We start from the raw sequence: 20124 nt of genomic DNA, 5'->3' as shown, positions 1-20124 counted from the left end.
TACGTCTTCAGACGTTGCGCGCCGTGCGGATGGGGTAGCGTGATCGTCAATCTCCGGTAACATCGCGCCATGCACAATCATCTCGTCGTCGCCCTCGCTTACGACCGGCTCTGCACGTTCGAATTCGGCTGCGTAACCGAGCTGTTCGCGCTCGAACGTCCCGAACTCGGCGTGGACTGGTATCGCTTCGCGGTCTGCGCGAGCGAGCCGGGCCCGATTCGCGCGGCAGGCGGGATCACCCTGGCCGCGCCCTACACGCTCAAGCTGCTTGAGCGCGCCGACACCATCGTGATTCCCGGCTGGCGCGATGCCGACGAAGTGCCGCCCGAACCGCTCCTGAAGAAAATTCGCGCCGCCTACGCGCGCGGCGCACGCCTCTGTTCGATCTGCTCGGGCGTGTTCGTCCTCGCGGCCGCGGGCGTGCTCGACGGCAAGACCGTCACGACCCATTGGCGCTATGCCGGCAAATTGCAGGAGCGCTACCCGACATTGCATGTGCAGCCGGACTCCCTCTATGTCGACGAGGGGCAGATCATCACGTCGGCGGGCTCGGCGGCGGGGCTCGATATGCTGCTGCATCTGGTGAGGCGCGATCACGGCAGCGCGGTGGCGAACCGGGTTGCCCAGCGGCTGGTGGTGCCGCCGCATCGCGAGGGTGGTCAGGCGCAATTCGTGCCGCGCCCCATGCCGCAGGACGAAAGCGGACGCCTGTCGAAGCTGATGGACTGGGTGCGCAGCCATCCCGCCTTGCCGCACACGTTGCGCTCGCTGGCTGAACGCGCGGCAATGAGTCCGCGCACATTGCAGCGTCAGTTTCACGACGCCACCGGCATGGCGCCTTATGAGTGGCTCGTGCGCGAGCGCGTGGCGATCGCGCGGGAACTGCTCGAAGCACAGGCGCTGCTGCCGATGGCGCGCATCGCGGAACTCGCGGGCTTCGGTTCCGAGGAATCGTTGCGGCGGCATTTCCGGCGCATCGCGTTGACGAGCCCGGCTGCGTATCGCAAGAAGTTCGGCGCGCGGGAAACGGCTTAAGCGGTTTAGCACTGCATTGGGCCGGCTTGTTGGGTTAGCGTGCTCGGCGATCTTCCGGCCGTACCTGCCAACGAGCATCGCGGCCCTATCCGCGCATGTGCCGCGGCGCTTATCATGCAGCGGTCATACACGTCGATTCCGTATCAGAAAGCGTTTCCTGCCCACCCGCTCTGAGACAACCGCTCGCCATGCAAGATATCCTTCGTCACCCGGAACGCCTATTCATCGTATCCTTTGTGCTGATGTGGCTGTCGGCGCGTCTCGGCGCCACACTCCTGCGGCGCTTCAGAAAAATCGAGGACGAAGCCCGCGAGGACTTCAGCGTGATTCAGGCCGCTACGCTGACACTGCTTGCGCTGATCATCGGTTTCACGTTTTCGATGGCGGTGGGACGCTACGACCAGCGCAAGAACTATGAGGAAGAGGAGGCGAACGCTATCGGCACCGAATACATTCGCGCCGAACTGCTGCCCGCCGCCGATGCGGCCATGGTGCGCGGCCTGCTGAAAGCCTATATCGAGGAGCGCGTGCTGTTCTACACCACGCGCGACGAGCAGGAGTTGGCGAAGGTCAACGCGGAAACCGAGCGTCTGCAGGACGCCATGTGGTCTACTGTGAAACAGGCGGCCACCGCGCAGCCCACGCCGATCGTCGCACTGGCTGTTTCGGGAATGAACGATGTGCTCAATGCGCAAGGTTATACCCAGGCCGCGTGGTGGAATCGCATTCCTGCCGCAGCGTGGGTGCTCATGATGCTAATAGCGATGGGGGCCAATCTGCTGGTCGGCTACGGCGCGCGCGGATTGAAAGCGGGGGCGGGATTGCTGCTGATCGTGCCACTGTTGGTGTCGCTATCGTTCACGTTGATCGCGGATATCGACAGTCCGCGCGGCGGCATGATACGCGTGAAGCCACTCAATCTGCATGCGCTTGCGGATTCCATGCGCCCGCATTGAACGACAGCCGGGCGGCGCTGAGTCGCTCATTCAAAGGAAACTCATGCTCGATATCGCAAAGACCATCGCCAGCTTTAACACAGGTCGTGATCCCGAGCGGCTTGCGATGAAATACAAGGCGATGCGCACTTCACCGTTCGTGTTTTTGCGCGGCACGTGCCACCTCTTTTACGAACGCCTGCCGCGCGACAAGGCGCTCGACGACGCACCGCCGGTCTGGATCTGCGGCGACATGCATCTGGAAAATTTCGGCAGCTACAAGGCCGACAATCGTCTGATCTACTTCGACAACAACGATTTCGATGAAGCGTGTCTCGCGCCGAATCTCTACGAGCTGGTGCGGTTGCTGACGAGCGTGCTGGTCGGCGCGAGCGATCTGAAACTGAGCCGCGCGCAGGCGCTGGCGCTGTGCCACACCGCCGTGGAAGCGTACGGCGCGGCGCTCGCGGACGGCAAATCGCGCTGGATCGAAGAGGAAACCGCGACGGGGATGGTGCGCGATCTGTTCGTCGCGCTCGCCAGCCGTACGCGGGTTGCGCATCTGGACCGGCGCACCACGCTCAAAGGCAAAACCCGCGCGCTGAAAGTGGACGGCAAGAAAGCGCTGGCGGTGAGCGATACCCAGCGGGCCGCGGTCACGCAGTTCATGCAAAAGTTCGCCGCGACCGAGCCCAATCCCGACTTCTTCCGCATTCTCGACGTCGCGCGGCGCATTGCCGGCACGGGGAGTCTCGGTGTGGATCGTTACGTAATCCTCGTCGAAGGAAAAGGCTCGCCGGACGGCAATTATCTGATTGATCTGAAAGAGGCACTGCCTTCTTCGGTCACGCCACACATCAATACGCCGCAACCGGCCTGGCAGACGGAAGCGCAGCGGGTGGTGGAAATTCAACGGCGCAATCAGGCGGTCTCGCAGGCATTCCTGCACGCGGTTGAATTCAATCAGCGATCCTATGTGTTGCGTAGTCTTCAGCCTTCGGAAGACCGCGTGGCGTTGAGCGATTGGGACGGCAAGCTGCCGCGTCTCGAAGAGGTGGTGAAGAACATGGCCCAATTGAGCGCGTGGGCACATCTGCGCAGCGGTGGGCGGCAAAAGTCGTCGATCGCCGACGAGTTGATTGCGTTCGGTAACCGGCAGGATTGGCAGGTGCCGTTGGTGAACGTGGCGATGCAGTGCGAAGCGCAGGTGGCTGCGGATTGGAAAGCGTATTGCGATGCTTACGATAGTGGCGCGTTCAACCTGACTGCCGGGCACTGAGCTTCGTTACGTTGGGCGCGTTATATCGCGCCTTGTGCGCTTCCGGCGTGGTCGGTGCGCCGCTTGCAAGCGTCTCTCAATGCGCGGCGCATCATGCCGTCGCGCGTGCCAGAACCGCTCCAGACAAACCCTGATTGCTGCGTTGAATCGGCCGCTGATATCGTTCGCTGGTCGTGTGGAAGCGCTTCCACTTTGGGCTTCTGAGTGGATGAGCGTGGACGTTCGCTGTGCCGCCGTTTCATGGCCTCAGCGCGGTAATTGCTATGTATGGAGACCCCGTGGCAAACGACGCTTCTGCTGTATCCGACGCTCTCTCCCCCCATTCCCAATCGCCAGCCGATCCTTTCACCCCGCCAGCGGACTCGTCGCTATGGCGCAAGAATTTTCTGCTGGGCGCGGCCACGGCTTCCTATCAGATCGAAGGCGCGGTGAACGAAGACGGCCGCCTGCCTTCCATCTGGGACACCTTCTCGGCGACGCCCGGTAAGGTTCTCGCCGGCGACACCGGCGCCGTGGCCTGCGATCACTATCATCGCTGGGAAGCGGACGTGGACATGCTGGCCGGGCTCGGCCTCGAAGGCTACCGGCTCTCCATCGCCTGGCCGCGCGTGATGGACGCGGCCGGCGCGCCAAACCGCAAAGGCATCGAATTCTACAAACGGCTCCTCGGGCGGTTGAAGGAGAAGGGCGTCACGACCTTCGTCACGCTGTATCACTGGGACTTGCCGCAGCATCTGGAAGATCGCGGCGGCTGGCTCAATCGCGATACCGCGTACCGTTTCGCCGACTACGCCGACCTGATGAGCCGCGAGCTAACTGGCAGCGTGGACGGCTGGATGACGCTGAACGAGCCCTGGTGCTCGGCGTACCTCGGCTACGGCAACGGCCACCACGCGCCGGGGCTCTCAGACGGACGCTATGCCACGCAGGCCATGCATCATCTGCTGCTCGCGCACGGTCTCGCGGTGCCGGTCTTGCGCGCCAACGATCCGGCTTCGCAAAAGGGCATCGTCGCCAATGTCGGACGCGGCACGGCCAACAGCGGGAGCGCGGCCGATCAGCGCGCGGCGCATCTGTTCGAGGTGCAGCACAACGCGTGGATTCTCGATCCGCTATTGGAGGGTCGCTACCCGCAGGATCTGTTCGAACTGTGGCCGGGCACCGAGCCGCTGGTGCTCGACGGCGATATGCAGACCATCGCCGCGCCGCTGGACTTCCTCGGCATCAACTATTATTTCCGCACCAATGTCGCGAGCGACGGCGCGCACGGTTTCAGGGAAGTGCCGCTCGAAGGCGTGGAGCGCACGCAGATGGGCTGGGAAGTGTTTCCGGACGGCTTGCGCGATCTGCTGACCGGTTTCAAGGCCACGTATGCGAACCTGCCGCCGATCTACATCACCGAAAACGGCATGGCTTCGGACGACAAGGTGATCGACGGCCACGTGGAGGATACCCAGCGCATCTCGTTCCTCAAGCGCCATCTCGCCGCGGTCGATCAGGCCATCAAGGCCGGCGTGGAGATTCGCGGTTATTTTCTCTGGTCGCTGATGGACAACTTCGAGTGGGCGTTCGGGTACGAGCGTCGCTTTGGTGTCGTGCATGTCGATTACGCTACCCAGCAACGCACGATCAAACGCAGTGCCGAACTGGTGTCGAAATTCCTGAAGGAGCGCAAAGCACGCAGCGAATAGCGGGCGGGTGCTGGTTTGCATGTCGACCTGAAACACCGACAAAGGAGACGGAATGAACAGCAGAAAATGGGTCTTGCGAGGCGTGGTTGCGGCACTGACGTTATATGGCGTCGTCGCGCATGCGGAGCCTTTGAAGGCCAACGTGATTCACTGGTGGACCTCCGGCGGCGAGTCAGCCGCGATTCGCCAGTTTGCCGACGCGTATAACAAGGCCGGGGGCCAATGGGTCGACAACGCAGTGGCGGGTGCGGATCAGGCGCGCTCCACGGCGATCAACCGGATCGTCGGCGGCGATCCACCCACCGCCGCGCAGTTCAATACGTCCAGGCAGTTTCACGACCTGATCGATCAGGGCCTGCTGAACAATGTCGACGACGTCGCCGCGAAAGAGAACTGGAACGGCGTATTTCCGCAGTCGATCCTCGACAGCATCAAGGTGAAGGGCCACTATTACGCCGCGCCTGTCGATATCCACATGCCCGCCTGGTTCTTCTATTCGAAGCCGGTGTTCCAGAAAGCGGGCATTACCGCCGAGCCGAAGAGCTACGACGAGTTCCTCGCCGATCTCGGCAAGCTGAAAGCCGCGGGCGTGATTCCGCTTGCGCTCGGCGGCCAGCCCTGGCAGGAGAAAATCACCTTCGACGCAGTGTTGGCTGACGTGGGCGGGGCCGATCTGTATCTGAAGGTGTACCGCGACCGCGACATGAATGCCGTGAAGTCGGATGCCTTCAAGAAGGTGCTGGCGTCGTTCAAGCGTCTGCACGATTTCGTCGATGCCGGTTCGCCCGGCCGCAACTGGAACGACGCCACCGCGCTGGTGATCTCCGGCAAAGCGGGCGTGCAGATCATGGGCGACTGGGCCAAGGGCGAATTCTCGGCGGCGAATCAGAGCGCGGGTAAAGACTTCGGCTGCTTCCCCGGTTTCGGGCTGCACTCGCCGTATCTGGTCGCGGGCGACGTGTTCGTGTTCCCGAAAACGGACAATCCCACTGCGATCAAGGCGCAAAATCTGCTTGCCACGGTGATGACCTCGCCGTCCGCGCAAGTCGCATTCAGCGCGAAAAAAGGCTCGATTCCGATTCGTCCCGACGTGGACGCCAGCAGTCTCGACATCTGCGCGAAGGAGGGCATTGCGATCATGAAGGACAAGTCGCGTCAGTTGCCGAATCCGGAAATGCTGCTCTCGCCTGACACGCAGGGCGCGTTGATCGACGTCGTCACCAACTTCTGGAACAAGAACCAGTCGGTTGACGACGCGCAGAAGGCATTTGCCAGTGCGCTGAAGAGCTAGGTGCGCGGCATGCACGCGCTCAAGTTGCCGGCAGCCGGGTCGAAGGCGCAAAAAGCGCGGCTGAAGAAGCCGCTCAAAAAGCGTTTTCCGTTCGCGGTGTGGCTCGCGTTGCTGCCAATGGTTCTGACCGTCGTGTTCGCATATCTCGGCACGATGGTGTGGACCGCGCGCGTGTCGCTCAGCAATTCGCGCACGTTTCCTTCCGGCGACTTCGCGGGCTTCACCCAATACGCGCGGCTGTTCAATAACGACCGCTGGCTGCTGTCGCTGCAAAACATCGTGATCTACGGCGCGTGCTTTATCCTGGCGTGCATGGTGATCGGCTTGCTGCTGGCGATTTTTATCGATCAGCGCGTGGTCGCTGAAGGCGCGTTGCGCACGGTGTTTCTCTATCCGTATGCAATGTCGTTCGTGGCGACGGGGCTCGTCTGGCAATGGATCCTGAACCCGCAACTCGGCGCGCAGGCCGTGCTGCACAAGCTCGGTTTCGCGCACGCGCGCTTCGACTGGATCGTCGATCAGGACCGGGTGATCTACACCATCGTGATCGCGACGGTGTGGCAGGCCTCGGGCCTCGTGATGGCGTTGTTGCTCGCGGGCCTGCGCGGCATCGACGACGAATTGTGGAAGGCCGCGCGCATCGACGGCATTCCGCGCTGGCGGGTGTATGCGAGCATTGTCGTGCCGATGCTCGGACCGTCGTTCTCCACCGCTTTCGTGCTGCTGTTCGTGATGGTGGTGAAGCTCTACGACGCGGTGGTCGCGATGACGCAAGGCGGCCCCGGCACGGCGAGCGAAGTGCCGGCGAAGTTCATCATGGACTATCTATTCGGCCGCGCCAATATCGGGCTTGCTTCGGCGGCGTCGATCGTTTTGCTGGCGACGGTGCTGGCGATCCTCGCGCCTTTCTTCTATGCCCGCAGCCGCGCCGCCAGGCACGAGGAGAGGTGATGAACACGCTCAGTCCACCGCTCAAAGACGGTACGCCGCGCCGCGCTCCGCAGCGCCGCCGCCGCCGTGCGATATTCACCCCCGCGCGTCTGGGCGTCTACGCATTTTTACTGACGGCGGCGCTATTCTTCTTGCTGCCGCTGTATGTAATGCTCGTCACCTCGCTCAAACCGATGAGCGAGATTCGTCTGGGCAATCTGCTGGCGTTCCCCGCACATTTCACGCTCAGCGCGTGGGGCGCCGCGTGGCAGTCCGCGTGTACCGGTCTCGATTGCAACGGCATTCAGGTCGGTTTCTGGAACTCGGTGCGCATTGTCGTGCCGAGCACGATTCTGTCGATCGCGATCGGCGCGGTGAACGGCTATGCACTGTCGTTCTGGCGTCCGCGCGGCGCGGGCCTGCTGTTCGGCGTGCTGCTGATGGGCGCTTTCATCCCCGTGCAGGTGATGGTCTATCCGCTCGTGCGGGTGCTGGCGAGCGTGCATCTGTTCAGTTCACTGCCGGGCATCGTGGTGATTCACACCATCTTCGGCATGCCGGTGATGACCTTGCTTTTCCGTAACTACTACGTGTCGATTCCACAGGAACTGTTCAAGGCGGCGCGCATCGACGGCGGCGGTTTCTGGCGTATCTTCGTGCAACTGATGCTGCCCATGTCCGTGCCGATCATCGTGGTGGCGGTCATCATGCAGGTCACGGGCATCTGGAACGACTTCATTCTCGGTCTCGTGTTCGCCGGCACCAGGAATCTGCCGATGACGGTGCAACTGAACAACATCATCAATACGACCACCGGCGAGCGCCTCTATAACGTCAATATGGCGGCGACCATTCTGACCTCCACGGTGCCGCTCGCGGTGTACTTCGTTTCGGGCCGCTGGTTCGTGCGCGGGATCGCCTCCGGCGCCGTCAAGGGATAGGGCAATGACAAACGTGGCTAATGCGGCAAACGCGCTGGTCAATCCGGTCGCAAGCGCGGCCGACGCGGCGGGCGTGGCGACCCGTCCCGAGGCGGCGGACGCGGCGGGTCTCACGACACAGGCCAACGTGGCCGTGCGCAATCTGACCATCCGGCTGGGCGCGAACACGGTGATCGAGAACCTCGATCTCGACGTGCGGGCCGGCGAATTCGTCGTACTGCTCGGGCCGTCGGGCTGCGGCAAATCCACCTTGCTGCACAGCATCGCCGGATTGATCGACGTGAGCGACGGCAGCATCGAGATTGCCGGCGAAGACATGACCTGGGCCGACCCGAAAGACCGGCGCATCGCACTGGTGTTCCAGTCGTACGCGCTCTATCCGACCATGAGCGTGGAGCGCAATCTGTCGTTTGCCTTGCGCATCAACGGCACGCCGAAGGCGGAGATTGCGCGGCGCGTGGCGCGGGCCTCCGAGATGTTGCAACTCGGGCCGCTGCTCAAGCGCAAACCGGCGCAGCTTTCAGGTGGCCAACGGCAGCGGGTGGCGATTGGCCGGGCGATCGTGCGCGAAGCCGACGTATTCCTGTTCGACGAACCGCTCTCGAACCTCGACGCGAAATTGCGCACCGAACTGCGCCGCGAACTCAAGCAACTGCATCAGCGTCTGGGCGCGACGATGATCTACGTCACGCACGATCAGGTCGAGGCGATGACGCTCGCGACCCGCATGGCGGTGATGCGCGGCGGCGTGATCCAGCAGTTCGGCACGCCCGCCGAAGTCTACGCGCGCCCCGACAACCTGTTCGTCGCCACGTTTCTCGGCACGCCCGCGATGAACCTGCTCAAGGGCACGCTCGAAACACGCGACGGCAGCGTCCACTTCTCTTCTGAGCATGGGCGGCTCGACGTCTCTGCGTACCCGTTCAAGTCCACGCCGGCGAATGCATTGCCGTGCGTGCTTGGCGTGCGGGCCGAAGACGTGAGAGTGGGCGAGGGCGCGAGCGAACGCGCAAAAGCTTCGCTGGTGGAGCCGATGGGCAACCACCGCGTCATCTGGCTCGACTATCATGGAGTTCAGGTCGCGTCGATCGACCAGACGAAGACGCCAGTGGCGGTGGGGGACACCGTGGCGTTCTCGTTCGGCGGCACACATGTCTCTCTGTTCGACAAAGCGGGCGGCGCGCGTTTGTAGCGCCGGCACGCGGCGTCGCTCCAAATACAACATGCTTGACGGAGAACCGCGTGGCAACACTCAAAGATGTCGCGGCACTGGCCGGCGTGGGCATGTCGACTGCCTCGCGCGCCATTTCCGGTAAAGGGCCGATTTCGGCAGATGCCGCCGCTCGCGTGAAAGCGGCCATCGAGCAGCTGAACTTTCGGCCGTCCTCCATCGGCCGCGCCATGGCTACGCAGTCGCTCGGCATGGTCGGCCTTTTCGTGCCGACTTTCTTCGGCTCCTACTACGGCACGATCCTCAAGCAGACCGATACCGAACTGCGCGCGGTACGCCGTCACGTGGTGGTGGCGACCGGCTGCGGAGAAGTGTCGCCGCGTGAACAGGCCATCGAGGCGGTGCGTTTTCTGATCGGCCGGGATTGCGACGGCGTGGTGGTGATCAGTCACGATCTGCACGACGAGGATCTGGTCATGCTGCACCGCATGCATCCGAAAATGGTGTTCCTGAACCGCGCGTTCGACCAGTTGCCGGAGGCGTCGTTTTGCGCCGACCACCACCGTGGCGGCGAGCTGGCGGCGCGCACGCTGCTCGATCATGGGCACCGTGACATCGCGGTGATTTCGGGGCCTTTTACCGCGTCCGACAACCTGACCCGTCTGGAAGGCTTCTTTGCCGAGCTGGCGCGCGAGGGCATTGCGCGCGACGACGTCACGCTGATCGAATCGGATTTCTCACCGGAAGGCGGCTACGCTGCCGCGCAAAAATTGCTCGACGCGAAACGTCGCTTCACGGGCGTGTTCTGCGCGAACGATACGATGGCCGTGAGCGCGTTGGCGCGTTTTCACCAGGCGGGTATTGCCGTTCCCGACGAGGTCTCGGTGATCGGCTACGACGACGATTACTCGGCTGCTTACGCTGCGCCCGGGCTGACCTCGGTGCATATTCCAACGGCCGAGTTGACGCAGAACGCCGTGCGCTGGTTGGTCAACCAGTGCTACCGGACCACGTGGGAGATTTTCCGCGAGTTTCCAGTGACGGTGACGATGCGCGAATCGGTGGGGCTGGCGCCGGGTGTGGCGGCCGGTGCCATCGACGCTGCACATTTGGGCCGTACGCGGTAGCCGGGTACGGCAGCGGCGAACTGCTGCGCGCCGATGCTGCTAAGCGCTACTGCCGCTACGTGCCGCTCCATGCCGCTGCCGTTGGCGGCACACACTCAGGTGCCGCTGCGCAGCGACTGTTCGTAGCGCAGGCGCGCTTCTTCGTCGAGCCGCGTATCTTCGAGTTCCTGGAGCACGGCTTCGAGATCGATCGGCGTGGTGTCCGCTTCGACGCGGCCGGTCAATGCGGCGTCGACATGCAACGCGCCCGCTTCGTAGAGCGCCCAGATTTCCTTGCCGTAGTGCGTCTCGAGCAGCCCCGGCGCGAAGCGGCCGAAATACGTGGCGAGGTTGTTGACGTCGCGCTCGAGCATGGCGGGCGCTTCCAGATTACCGGCGGCGTCCACCGCTTGCGGCAGGTCGATGATGACCGGGCCGTCGGCGGCAAGCAGAATGTTGTACTCGGACAGGTCGCCGTGAATCATGCCGGCGCACAGCATGCGCACCACCTGGTTCAACAGCAGCGCGTGCAATTCGAGCGCGCGTTCCTCGCTCATCTCGACGTCGTTCAGACGCGGTGCAACATTGCCGTCAGCGTCGGTCACCAGCTCCATCAGCAGCACGCCGTCGGTGCAGATAAAAGGCTGCGGCACACGTACGCCCGCATTGGCGAGTTGGAACAGGGCGTCGACCTCGGCGTTCTGCCAGGCCTGTTCCTGCACTTCGCGGCCATAGCGGCTGCCTTTTTCCATGGCGCGCTGCTGGCGGCTGTTCTTGACTTTGCGGCCTTCGCGATAGGAGGCGGCCTGGCGGAAACTGCGCTGTTTGGCGTCCTTGTACACCTTAGCGCAGCGCGTGGCGTCGCCGCTGCGCACCACGTAGACGGTGGCTTCCTTACCGCTCATCAGCTGGGAGATGACTTCGTCGATCAGGCCTTCTTCGACCAGCGGGAGCAGACGTTTCGGAGTTTTCATGCGACCGCCGAAGGGTGGCGGGCAGCGCGGCGGCGAGCAGCGGCCGGTTGCGAGGGCGGGTGGTGCGGGATTCGGTTCATGCCGGATTATACGGGGAGACCGCAAAAAGCATGGGCGCGGTCCCGACCTGGGCGCGAATCCGATCGCATGACTCCCGAAAGTCTCCAACGCGTGTTCGCCGTAATAGCTTGTAGAAGCGTCCGTCTAATTGCGAGGTGTCGCCACGGAAAAGCGGATCTGACAGTGTCGAACGGGGAGAAATGCGCAAGCGTTTGCGTATCGAAACGTCTCGTGCAACATACGGTTTCCCGCGCTTTATGCCGCATTTTCTGCCGATATTTTCGCCGCGCGCGAAAGCGGACACTCAAGAGATTGTTGTAATTGCCGATACACTGATTTGCCGTTTTCCCTCATTCAATTCGCAGGCCAATCACGTAGACTTGCCGGTAACATTTTGTTACGGGGTGTGAGATGTTGGCCGTGTTCTTCATTGCCTGCCCGATCGGCATCGCCGCGTTAATTGGTTTCGCGCGGCACGTCGATCCGGTGACGGGACAATTCAAGCGTTGAATCCGCTGGTCGGATGTTTCCTGCAGCACCGCTGAACCGCGTGCTGGGGAGTGCGGTTTTGTTGAGCCGATCTCGCGACAAGTCTTGCCTTTAAGTGCCGAGTCGCGGCACGATGCGCGATAACCCAAGATTAGGGCAGTATCGCGTATGCGAGATTTTCTGGTGAATGTCACGGCGCGTGTCAGCGTGCTGAAGGGCGTCCTCCCCCTGAACCGTGCTGCGGCGGCGCGCGATGCGCTAGCCGGTGTGCAGCTTGCGTCGATGGATATTCCGCAAGTGCTGGGCTATGCGCGCATTGCCGGCATGCCGGCCGTGACGGGCCTCTACACGGTCTTTCTGCCACTCATCGCCTTTGCCTTCTTCGGCGCCTCGCGGCACCTCGTCGTGGCCGCCGACTCCGCCACCGCCACTATTTTCGCAAGCCGGCTTTCCACCATGGCGCCGCCCTCCAGCGCCGACTATGCCGCGCTTGCCGCGATGGTTGCCTTGCTGACCGCGGCATTGCTGTTCGTCGCGCGCATTTTCAAACTGGGCTTTCTGGCTGACTTCCTGTCGCGCACCGTGCTGGTGGGGTTTCTCGCCGGTGTCGGTGTGCAGGTCGGTATCAGCATGCTGGGCGACATGTCCGGCGTGCCCGGCCGCGCCTCGCGCAGCGTCGATCAGCTGATGCTGGTGGTGCACGGAGCAGCGCAAATCCATCCACCGACACTCGCCATTTCGCTGCTGGTGGTCGGCGCCATTCTGACGTTCAAGCGCATTCAGCCACGCGTGCCGGTGCCGTTGATCGCGGTGGTGGCGGGTATCGCCACAAGCAATCTCTACGGTTTTTCGGCTCACGGTATCGCCGTACTCGGCCCGGTGGCGGGTGGGCTGCCGGCGCTGCGCATGCCGTCGGTGACATGGCAGCAGGCGCTCGATCTTCTGCCCGTCGCGGCGTCCTGCTTCGTGATGATCGTCGCGCAAAGCGCTGCCGCGAGTCGCGTGTTCGCCGAGCGCTACCACGAATCGGTGGACACGAATGCCGATCTGCTGGGCATCGCCGCAGCCAACGCGGCGGCGGCGTTTTCAGGCGCGTTCGTGGTGAACGGCAGCCCGACGCAAACCGCCATGGCGGATCTCGCCGGCACGCGCAGCCAGTTCGCGCAGCTCGTGTTCGCGGCGGTGGTGGTCGCGGTGCTGCTGTTTTTCAGCCGATTCCTGCAGTATCTGCCGCACTGCATTCTCGCCAGCATCGTGTTTACGATCGCCATCGGTCTGATCAATCTGAAGACGTTGTTTGCGATTCGCCGCGAAAGCCCGGGTGAATTCGCGCTGGCCGTGTTCACCGCGGCGGCGGTGGTGCTGATCGGCGTCGAGCACGGTATCCTGGTCGCGGTGGCGCTCTCGCTGCTGCGTCACGTGCGGCACAGCTACCGTCCGCACACGATGATTCTCGTTCCCGGCGACAACGGCGTCTGGGTTCCGGAGCCTGCCGTGCCCGGCATGCAGACCGCGACGGGCCTGATCGTCTATCGCTTCGGCGCCGATCTGTTTTACGCGAACGACCACTTTTTCGTCGACGACGCCCGCCGCCTGATCGACGAGGCGCCCAGCAAAGTGCGTTGTTTCGTGATCGACGCGAGCGCGATCACCGACATCGACTATTCGGCGGCGCGCTCGGTCGGCGAGTTGTGCGCGACGCTGAAGCGCCAGGGCATCGAGGTTTTCTTCGCGCGCGTGAACCAATATTTGCGCTCGGATATGGACCGGCACGGCATTACGCCGATTATCGATGCAAGCTGTATTTTCAACACCTTGCACGAGGCGCTGCGCGCGGCCGGCGTAGTGAGCCCGGCCGGCAGGTAGACGAGGCACGCAAGCGCATGCTCGCGTCGAGCTGTGATGGCTTTAGCGTGGCGGTTCTTCGTCAGCGAAGAAATGGCCGATAAAGAAACACATGCCCGCGATGGCGATGCCCAGCACGGCCACCGTATAAGCGAGCGCCGTGCCGTGCCAAAGCCCGTCGAACCATTGATGAAATTGCGCCATCAGCACCGCCGCATTGCCGCCGATGCGCTGCAATTCGATCTGATAGCGTGGATCGGCCATGCTGTACATGGAGACGGCGCTGTCCGGCGGTGGTGCTGTCGCATAGATGATCGCCGCCGCGATCACGCCGGCCACGAGCGCGACCATGCCCGCGAGATAGAACCGCTTCTGCCGCGGCGAGCGCTGCGTTGCCGGGTTCACTTCATTACCGCCGCTCATCGTGTTCGCTTATCCGCTTCAGTCGTCACGGCGACAGTATCGCAGAGCGGTGGATGTCTCGAAGCGCGCTCAGCTTTTTGAAGTCAGCATCTTGATGCCGGCGATTCCGAACATGATCGCGAGCGAGCCGTCGAGCCAGCGCCGGATCGCCACATAGATGCGCCGCGCGGAAGCGGTCGAAAACAGCACCGCATAACTGCTGAACACCGATACGCCGATGCACATGCAACCGAGCACGACCGGCGCGGTGTGCGACGTGCCGCTCGCGGGTGACATGGCCAGCGAAACGATCGACAGCCAGACGAGAATCGCTTTCGGATTGGTGAGATGGAGCAGCAGCCCGCGCAGATACAGGCGCTTGAGCGTTGCGTCCTGCCGTGTCGTGGCGCTGGGCAATGCCTCGGCGCGCAAGGCCGAGCGTGCGGATTTGAAACCGAGCCACAGCAGATACAGTCCGCCAGCGACCTTGATCGCCACCAGGCACTCCGAGTACGTGGCGAGCACCGCGGACAAACCCAGTGACGCCAGCAGCGCCCAGAAGAACGACCCCGACACCACGCCGAGCGCGAAGGTCAAGGCGGATCGGCGGCCCGCGCTCATGGCGAGCGACATGATGGCGAGATTGCTCGGTCCGGGACTTGCCGTGCCGACGAAGTACGCACTGTAGGCAATCAGGACATCGGCAGTGAGGAAGGGGCTGGCGGTCATGGGCTGAACCTCGGCGGCGGGCAAACCGTGCGGCGCGCACACGGGCGGAAAGCGGTAAGCGTCACGCGAATGAGGATTCTGCATGGGGCCGCACGAGTCTCACAGATACAGTTGACCGCTCCCGCAACGGCACAATCATGCGTACGCGCAGCGCTTCACGCTTTTGCCGCCATGCCGATGCAATCGGCGAGCGCGCCTGCCACCGCCTGCCGGCTATGCCGTGGACGCTGCACGAGTCCGATCTCACGGTGAAACGTCGCCTCGCCGAGTTCGAGCGCGGCGACGTTGGCGGGCCAGTTGCCGAGTCCCGCGCTATCCGGAATCAGCGCCACGCCGATGCCGCGCGCGACCAGTTGCACGATCCCCTGTAACTCATCCAGTTCGATCACATCGTGTACGTTCAGCCGCGAGCGCCGCAGGAACCGGTCGACCAGTCTGCCGCCGAACGACGTGCGGTCGTAGCGGATAAACGGCTCGCTGCGCAACAGCTCGCGCCACGATCGGGCGTGGCCCTTGCCGCGCACGAGCGTCTTGGGCACGAGCAGCACGAACGGTTCGGTGACGAGCGTGCGCCATTCGAGTTCGGACGGCAGCGCGAAGGGCGGTTTGATAATGACGGCCAGATCCAGTTCGCCGGAATCCACTTGGCCCAGCAAGCCCAGCGACACGCCCGGCACGACGCGAATTCGCCAACCGGGCCGGTCTTCGCGAAAACGCGCCAGCGCATCGGCGAGAAACGACACTTGCGCGGAAGCAATGGCGCCCACCCGTAGCATGCCGCTTTCCGCCGCGCCCGCGCCGCGTTCGGAGAGCCGGGCGTATAGCGTCATCATTTCCTCGGCGAGCGCGAGCGTTTCGCGGCCGGCGTCGTTGAGCGTGGCGGAGCGGCCGGTACGGTCGAATAGCGCAAAGCCAAGTTCCTGTTCGAGCCGCTGCATCTGCGCGCTCACGGCGGATTGCGTCAGGCCGATCCGCGCGCCGGCGCCGGAAAACGTGCCGTACTGACTCACGGCGATAAAGGTCTTGAGTTCGCTCAGCATGATCGATTGATCGATTTTGGTGTGGGTCAGGTCAAATATATATCGTTTTTCACCATTTTTAGTCATGGTTAAACTTGGCCTTACGCGTGTGGCGTGGAGCGCCGGCACGTTCAACCCAATTCCAATCAGCGAGTTTCCCCATCATGAGCGTTGCCGACACCGCCTTGCCGCCGTTCCATCTGGCGTTCCCTGTTCATAGCCTTGCCGCCGCGCGCGAGTTTTACGGCGACCTGTTGGGCTGTCCGGAAGGGCGCAGCTCGGACGCATGGGTCGATTTCAATTTCTACGGTCATCAGATCGTCGCCCATCTCGCGCCTGAAGAAATCGGCCACCGTCAGACCAGCAAGGTCGACGGCGACGCCGTGCCGGTCCGTCATTTCGGCGCGGTGCTCTCGATGGCGCAGTGGCAGGCTGCGGCGGACAAACTGCAGAAAGCGGGCATCGACTTCATCATCGAGCCGCACGTGCGTTTCAAGGGCGAAGTGGGCGAGCAGGCCACCATGTTCTTCCTCGATCCGTCGGGCAATGCGCTGGAGTTCAAGGCGTTCGCGGATATGTCGTCGTTGTTCGCCAAGTAATGCCGGCCATTCACGCTGAAGCCGAACTGAACGCCAGAACCGGCACTGCTGAAAGTGCCGGCGAAATGGCAAGTGGACAGTGATCGACTAAGCTTTCAACAAGCGTGAAGTATTTGCTTTGCGCAAATCAATCTGTGCGATGTTCCGCGATGCCGGCGCGGAGCATCGCGTCAAGGCGCGCATCAATCTCGCCTATCTTTGGGTATCAAACGTTTGCTTGTCAGCAAACTGCGTCCCGTCTCAAGCGCCCCGTTTTCTTACATTAGCCTTCCTGACAATTCCGCCATTTTCGCGCCATGCAGGCGTTGGTGCTATCGATCTAGCATAGGCGCAGATTCACCCATCCCTTACCTGCATTCTCTCGGGCACGTTTCAATGTGGATCGTCAACGTTGCGCTTAAACGGCCATACACGTTCATCGTGATGGCCATTCTGATCTTGCTGGCGACGCCATTCGTGCTGTTCACCACGCCGGTCGACGTGCTGCCGGAAATCAATATTCCGGTGGTCAGTATCATCTGGACCTACACGGGCTTGTCGGCCGAAGACATGGCCAACCGCATTACGTCGGTGAACGAGCGCAGTCTGACTACCACGGTCAACGACATCGAACACATCGAATCGCAATCGCTCGCGGGCATTACGATTCTGAAGGTTTTCCTGCAGCCGACGGCGAACATCCAGACCGCGATCGCGCAGACGGTGGCCGTCGAACAGGCGCAGCTCAAGCAGATGCCGCCCGGCGCCACGCCGCCATTGGTTATCAGCTACTCGGCCTCCAGTATTCCGGTGATCCAGCTTGGCCTGTCGAGCCCAAAGCTCTCGGAGCAGGCGCTCAACGATACGGCGCTGAACTTTCTGCGCCCGCAACTCGTGACGATTCCGGGCGCGGCCGTGCCGTACCCCTACGGCGGCAAATCGCGGCTGATCTCGGTCGATCTGAACACGCGCGCATTGCTTGCCAAAGGCCTGACGCCATCCGACGTGGTCAGCGCGTTCAACGCGCAAAACCTGATTCTGCCGACCGGTACGGCGAAGATCGGACCGAAGGAATACACGATCAACATGAACGGTTCGCCCGCCACGGTGGAAGGGCTCAACGATATTCCGGTGCGTACGCTCAACGGCGCCACGACGTATCTGAGGGAAGTCGCGCACGTGCGCGACGGCTTCTCGCCGCAGACCAATATCGTGCGGCAGGACGGCCATCGCGGCGTGCTGATGTCGGTGCTCAAGAACGGCAGTGCGTCGACGCTCTCGATCGTCAACACGCTGCGTGGCCTGCTGCCGGGCGCTGAGGCGGCACTGCCGCCGGACCTGAAGATCACGCCGCTATTCGATCAATCGGTGTTCGTTAAAGCGGCCGTGCAGGGCGTGGTGCGCGAGGCGCTGGTTGCCGCCGCGCTGACCGCGGCGATGATCCTGCTGTTTCTCGGCAACTGGCGCAGCACCTGCATCATCGCGATCTCGATTCCGCTGTCGATCCTGTCCTCGCTGATCGCGCTGCATGCGCTCGGGCAGACGATCAACATCATGACGCTCGGCGGTTTGGCATTGGCGGTCGGGATTCTGGTGGACGATGCCACGGTGACGATCGAGAACATCGAACGGCACTTGCATATGGGCACGAATCTGCACGATGCGATTCTGGATGGCGCGGGCGAAATCGCGATTCCGGCGCTGGTGTCGACATTGTGTATCTGTATCGTGTTCGTGCCGATGTTCTTCCTGACCGGCGTGGCGCGGTATCTCTTCGTGCCGCTCGCCGAGGCCGTGGTGTTCGCCATGCTGGCGTCGTACGTTCTGTCGCGTACGCTGGTGCCGACCCTGGCGATGCTGTTGATGGGGCACGCGCACAAACCGAAAGAGGGCGCGAAGCCGAATCCGTTCATGCGCATCTATCACCGTTTCGATCGCGGATTCGAGCGCATGCGCGCCGGCTACATCATGATACTCAGCAGTGTGCTGGTGCGCCGTGGTGTGTTCGGCAGCGTGTTTCTCGGTTTTTGCGTCGTGTCGATGGGCCTGATTTTCGTGCTCGGCGAAGACTTTTTCCCGAGTGTGGATGCTGGCGACATTCGCCTGCACATGCGTGCGCCGACGGGCACCCGCATCGAGGAAACCGCGCGTCTGGCCGACCAGGTCGAAAATGTGATCCGCGAGGTAGTGCCCGCTAAAGAACTCGGCACGATTCTCGACAACCTCGGTTTGCCCTATAGCGGCATCAACCTCTCCTATAGCAATGCGGGCACGATCGGCACGCTCGACGGCGAGATCCAGGTGGCGCTCAATGAAGACCACGAGCCGTCGCAAATCTACATGGACAAACTGCGCGCGATCCTGCCGCAGCGATTTCCGGGCGTCGAGTTCTTCTTTCAACCGGCCGACATCGTCACGCAGATTCTCAACTTCGGCTTGCCCGCCGCCGTGGACGTGCAGATTTCCGGCGCGAATCAGGAGGGCAACTTCGACGTCGCGCGCAAGCTGCTGAAACAGGTGCGCCTGATTCCCGGCACGGTGGATACCCACATTCAGCAGAAGCTGGATGAACCGGCGATCAACCTTCAGATGGATCGCACGCGTTTGCAGCAGCTCAATCTGAGCGCGAGCAACGTGGCGCAGAACGTGCTCATTTCCTTGTCGGGCAGTTCGCAGACCTCGCCGGGTTTCTGGTTCAACAACAAGAACGGCGTTGAATACAACGCGGCGGTGCAGACGCCGCAGTATCAGGTCTCGTCGATCGATGAACTGTTGCGCACGCCGGTGTCGGGCTCGGCCAACGGCCCGACGCAGTTGCTCGGCAACCTGGTGCGGGTCTCGCCGCAAAACCAGTTCGCGGAAGTCACGCACTACAACATCAAGCCGGTGATCGACCTGTATGTGAGCGTCGAGAAGCGCGACCTGGGCAGCGTGGCGAATCAGGTCGACCAGCTCGTGAACAACATGCGCGCGTCGCTGCCGCGCGGCAGTCAGATTACCGTGCGCGGCCAGGTGCAGACCATGCGCAGTTCGTTCTTCGGGCTGGGACTCGGCGTGGCGATGGCGATCGTGCTGGTGTACCTGTTGATCGTGGTGAATTTCCAGTCGTGGGTCGATCCGCTGATTATCGTCAGCGCGTTGCCCGCGGCGCTCGCGGGCATTGTTTGGATGCTGTTCCTGACGGGCACGCATCTGAGTGTGCCGGCCTTGACCGGCGCGATCATGACGATGGGCGTGGCTACCGCCAACAGTATTCTGATGGTGTCGTTCGCGCGCCAACGGCTTTCCGCCGGCGCACCGCCGTTGACCGCCGCGCTCGAAGCCGGTGCGAGCCGGATCAGGCCGGTGCTGATGACCGCGTTTGCGATGATCATCGGCATGATTCCGATGGCGCTCGGTCTCGGCGAAGGCGCCGAGCAGAATGCGCCGCTCGGCCGCGCGGTGATCGGCGGATTGCTATTCGCCACGGTGTCCACGCTGTTTTTCGTGCCGCTCGTGTTCGCGGCCATTCACACGCGGCTCGCACGCCGCCACCGTGACGATGGCGACGACGGCGGCGCGAACCACGCAGACTCCCACGGCGATGGCCACGATGGCCCGACGCCGGACCACGGCGGCGCCGGCAAGCCCGCGTAAAGTTAATTGACGG

The 20124-nt window shown here is 62.7% G+C and carries 16 protein-coding genes; 12 read left to right on the top strand and 4 right to left on the bottom strand.

From position 1 onward, the window contains the following. Positions 1 to 69 precede the first annotated feature (69 nt). The 9 genes from ftrA to P0D71_RS16460 all read left to right on the top strand — a co-directional run bounded on the left by ftrA (position 70) and on the right by P0D71_RS16460 (position 10400). Positions 70 to 1035, top strand: a complete 966-nt coding sequence (ftrA, locus tag P0D71_RS16500) for a transcriptional regulator FtrA (protein WP_408481029.1) — start codon at positions 70 to 72, stop codon at positions 1033 to 1035. 188 nt (positions 1036 to 1223) lie between these two features. Next, complete coding sequence (locus tag P0D71_RS16495) at positions 1224 to 1991, top strand: bestrophin-like domain (RefSeq protein WP_408182070.1); 768 nt, start codon at positions 1224 to 1226, stop codon at positions 1989 to 1991. A 43-nt stretch (positions 1992 to 2034) separates the two neighbouring features. Beyond that, positions 2035 to 3249, top strand: coding sequence for a DUF2252 domain-containing protein (locus P0D71_RS16490; protein WP_408182068.1), 1215 nt, complete (start codon positions 2035 to 2037; stop codon positions 3247 to 3249). 278 nt (positions 3250 to 3527) lie between these two features. Then, positions 3528 to 4940 (top strand): GH1 family beta-glucosidase, encoded by a 1413-nt coding sequence (locus tag P0D71_RS16485; RefSeq protein ID WP_408481027.1) that lies wholly within the window; start codon positions 3528 to 3530, stop codon positions 4938 to 4940. Between the two features lie 52 nt (positions 4941 to 4992). After that, positions 4993 to 6231 (top strand): ABC transporter substrate-binding protein, encoded by a 1239-nt coding sequence (locus P0D71_RS16480; RefSeq protein ID WP_408481025.1) that lies wholly within the window; start codon positions 4993 to 4995, stop codon positions 6229 to 6231. Between the two features lie 9 nt (positions 6232 to 6240). Then, a complete protein-coding gene (locus tag P0D71_RS16475) occupies positions 6241 to 7182 on the top strand; it encodes a carbohydrate ABC transporter permease (protein WP_408481023.1) in 942 nt (313 codons plus the stop codon). After that, positions 7182 to 8102 carry a carbohydrate ABC transporter permease gene (locus P0D71_RS16470; RefSeq protein WP_408481021.1) on the top strand — a complete coding sequence of 307 codons (921 nt, stop codon included), beginning with the start codon at positions 7182 to 7184 and terminating at the stop codon, positions 8100 to 8102. The genes P0D71_RS16475 and P0D71_RS16470 overlap by 1 nt, the downstream gene beginning before the upstream one ends. 4 nt (positions 8103 to 8106) lie before the next feature. Further along, a complete protein-coding gene (locus P0D71_RS16465; RefSeq protein ID WP_408481019.1) occupies positions 8107 to 9294 on the top strand; it encodes an ABC transporter ATP-binding protein in 1188 nt (395 codons plus the stop codon). A gap of 50 nt (positions 9295 to 9344) precedes the next feature. Further along, positions 9345 to 10400 carry a LacI family DNA-binding transcriptional regulator gene (locus tag P0D71_RS16460; RefSeq protein WP_408481017.1) on the top strand — a complete coding sequence of 352 codons (1056 nt, stop codon included), beginning with the start codon at positions 9345 to 9347 and terminating at the stop codon, positions 10398 to 10400. A 95-nt stretch (positions 10401 to 10495) separates the two neighbouring features. Here P0D71_RS16460 and P0D71_RS16455 read toward each other — a convergent pair whose 3' ends face one another. Continuing rightward, positions 10496 to 11353, bottom strand: a complete 858-nt coding sequence (locus P0D71_RS16455) for a PA4780 family RIO1-like protein kinase (protein ID WP_408182050.1) — start codon at positions 11351 to 11353, stop codon at positions 10496 to 10498. A 717-nt stretch (positions 11354 to 12070) separates the two neighbouring features. Here P0D71_RS16455 and P0D71_RS16450 point away from each other — a divergent pair. Next, complete coding sequence (locus P0D71_RS16450) at positions 12071 to 13768, top strand: SulP family inorganic anion transporter (RefSeq protein ID WP_408481015.1); 1698 nt, start codon at positions 12071 to 12073, stop codon at positions 13766 to 13768. 42 nt (positions 13769 to 13810) lie between these two features. On the opposite strand, the gene P0D71_RS16445 is transcribed toward P0D71_RS16450, so the two are convergent. The 3 genes from P0D71_RS16445 to P0D71_RS16435 form a co-directional block, all read right to left on the bottom strand. Continuing rightward, positions 13811 to 14170 (bottom strand): hypothetical protein, encoded by a 360-nt coding sequence (locus P0D71_RS16445; protein ID WP_091802544.1) that lies wholly within the window; start codon positions 14168 to 14170, stop codon positions 13811 to 13813. 69 nt (positions 14171 to 14239) lie between these two features. Then, a complete protein-coding gene (locus P0D71_RS16440; protein ID WP_408481097.1) occupies positions 14240 to 14878 on the bottom strand; it encodes a LysE family translocator in 639 nt (212 codons plus the stop codon). Positions 14879 to 15033: 155 nt separating this feature from the next. Continuing rightward, positions 15034 to 15918, bottom strand: coding sequence for a LysR family transcriptional regulator (locus P0D71_RS16435; protein ID WP_408481013.1), 885 nt, complete (start codon positions 15916 to 15918; stop codon positions 15034 to 15036). A 143-nt stretch (positions 15919 to 16061) separates the two neighbouring features. Here P0D71_RS16435 and P0D71_RS16430 point away from each other — a divergent pair, with 143 nt between their 5' ends. Both P0D71_RS16430 and P0D71_RS16425 read left to right on the top strand, forming a co-directional pair. Further along, positions 16062 to 16496 carry a VOC family protein gene (locus P0D71_RS16430; protein WP_408481011.1) on the top strand — a complete coding sequence of 145 codons (435 nt, stop codon included), beginning with the start codon at positions 16062 to 16064 and terminating at the stop codon, positions 16494 to 16496. 375 nt (positions 16497 to 16871) lie between these two features. Next, positions 16872 to 20111, top strand: coding sequence for an efflux RND transporter permease subunit (locus P0D71_RS16425; protein WP_408481009.1), 3240 nt, complete (start codon positions 16872 to 16874; stop codon positions 20109 to 20111). Positions 20112 to 20124 lie beyond the last annotated feature (13 nt).

Origin of the sequence: Paraburkholderia sp. RL17-383-BIF-A, assembly GCF_046028015.1 — a bacterium.
In the GTDB taxonomy this organism is placed as follows: domain Bacteria; phylum Pseudomonadota; class Gammaproteobacteria; order Burkholderiales; family Burkholderiaceae; genus Paraburkholderia.
Note: the sequence above shows the minus strand (reverse complement) of the source record. Positions and strands in the feature narration are given on the sequence as shown.